General features: G+C 52.9%; 1 rRNA gene. It reads right to left on the bottom strand.

The annotated features are described in order from the left end of the window. Positions 1-4: 4 nt before the first annotated feature. Positions 5-2,537, bottom strand: a 23S ribosomal RNA gene (locus ACIQ1H_RS22935); the annotation flags it as partial.

The raw sequence follows: 2,537 nt of genomic DNA, 5'->3' as shown, positions 1-2,537 counted from the left end.
TTTTTTGGTTAAGTCCTCGATCGATTAGTATTCGTCAGCTCCATGTGTCACCACACTTCCACCTCGAACCTATCTACCTCATCGTCTTTGAGGGATCTTACTTACTTGCGTAATGGGAAATCTCATCTTGAGGGGGGCTTCATGCTTAGATGCTTTCAGCACTTATCCCGTCCACACATAGCTACCCAGCGATGCCTTTGGCAAGACAACTGGTACACCAGCGGTGTGTCCATCCCGGTCCTCTCGTACTAAGGACAGCTCCTCTCAAATTTCCTACGCCCACGACGGATAGGGACCGAACTGTCTCACGACGTTCTGAACCCAGCTCGCGTACCGCTTTAATGGGCGAACAGCCCAACCCTTGGGACCGACTACAGCCCCAGGATGCGATGAGCCGACATCGAGGTGCCAAACCTCCCCGTCGATGTGGACTCTTGGGGGAGATAAGCCTGTTATCCCCGGGGTAGCTTTTATCCGTTGAGCGATGGCCCTTCCATGCGGAACCACCGGATCACTAAGCCCGTCTTTCGACCCTGCTCGACTTGTAGGTCTCGCAGTCAAGCTCCCTTGTGCCTTTACACTCTACGAATGATTTCCAACCATTCTGAGGGAACCTTTGGGCGCCTCCGTTACCTTTTAGGAGGCGACCGCCCCAGTCAAACTGTCCGCCTGACACTGTCTCCTGCCCCGCTAAGGGGCATGGGTTAGAATTTCAATACAACCAGGGTAGTATCCCACCGACGCCTCCTTCGAAGCTGGCGCTCCGAGATCTCTGGCTCCTACCTATCCTGTACAAGTTGTACCAAAATTCAATATCAGGCTACAGTAAAGCTCCACGGGGTCTTTCCGTCCTGTCGCGGGTAACCTGCATCTTCACAGGTACTATAATTTCACCGAGTCTCTCGTTGAGACAGTGCCCAGATCGTTACGCCTTTCGTGCGGGTCGGAACTTACCCGACAAGGAATTTCGCTACCTTAGGACCGTTATAGTTACGGCCGCCGTTTACTGGGGCTTCAATTCGCAGCTTCGCTTGCGCTAACCACTCCTCTTAACCTTCCAGCACCGGGCAGGCGTCAGCCCCTATACGTCACCTTACGGTTTTGCAGAGACCTGTGTTTTTGCTAAACAGTCGCCTGGGCCTATTCACTGCGGCTCTCGTGCGCTTGCACGCTCAAGAGCACCCCTTCTCCCGAAGTTACGGGGTCATTTTGCCGAGTTCCTTAACGAGAGTTCTCTCGCACACCTTAGGATTCTCTCCTCGACTACCTGTGTCGGTTTGCGGTACGGGCACCTCTCACCTCGATAGAGGCTTTTCTTGGCAGTGTGAAATCAGGAACTTCGTCCATACGGACTCGCCATCACAGCTCAACGTTACAGTGTGCGGATTTGCCTACACACACGCCTTACTGCTTGGACGCGCACAACCAACGGCGCGCTTACCCTATCCTACTGCGTCCCCCCATTTCTCAAACGGTGAGGAGGTGGTACAGGAATATCAACCTGTTGTCCATCGCCTACGCCTATCGGCCTCGGCTTAGGTCCCGACTAACCCTGAGCGGACGAGCCTTCCTCAGGAAACCTTAGTCATACGGTGGACGGGATTCTCACCCGTCTTTCGCTACTCATACCGGCATTCTCACTTCTAAGCGCTCCACCAGTCCTTCCGGTCTGACTTCAACGCACTTAGAACGCTCTCCTACCACTGACATCGTAGATGTCAATCCACAGCTTCGGTGAATCGTTTAGCCCCGATACATTTTCGGCGCAGCGTCACTCGACCAGTGAGCTATTACGCACTCTTTAAATGATGGCTGCTTCTAAGCCAACATCCTGGTTGTCTGTGCAACGCCACATCCTTTTCCACTTAACGATTACTTTGGGACCTTAGCTGGTGGTCTGGGCTGTTTCCCTTTTGACTACGGATCTTATCACTCGCAGTCTGACTCCCGTGTATAAATATCTGGCATTCGGAGTTTGTCTGAATTCGGTAAACCGGGATGGCCCCCTAGTCCAAACAGTGCTCTACCTCCAGTATTCTCATCACGAGGCTAGCCCTAAAGCTATTTCGGAGAGAACCAGCTATCTCCAAGTTCGATTGGAATTTCTCCGCTACCCACACCTCATCCCCGCACTTTTCAACGTGCGTGGGTTCGGGCCTCCAGTAAGTGTTACCTCACCTTCACCCTGGACATGGGTAGATCACCTGGTTTCGGGTCTACGACCACGTACTAATTCGCCCTATTCAGACTCGCTTTCGCTGCGGCTCCGCCTTCTAAAGCTTAACCTCGCACGTAATCGTAACTCGCCGGTTCATTCTACAAAAGGCACGCTATCACCCATTAACGGGCTCTAACTACTTGTAGGCACACGGTTTCAGGATCTCTTTCACTCCCCTTCCGGGGTGCTTTTCACCTTTCCCTCACGGTACTGGTTCACTATCGGTCACTAGGTAGTATTTAGCCTTGGGAGATGGTCCTCCCGGATTCCGACGGAATTTCACGTGTTCCGCCGTACTCAGGATCCACTCTGGAGGGAA

This window comes from Lysinibacillus sp. NPDC097279, from assembly GCF_044761745.1.
In the GTDB taxonomy this organism is placed as follows: Bacteria; Bacillota; Bacilli; order Bacillales_A; family Planococcaceae; genus Lysinibacillus.
Note: the sequence above shows the minus strand (reverse complement) of the source record. Positions and strands in the feature narration are given on the sequence as shown.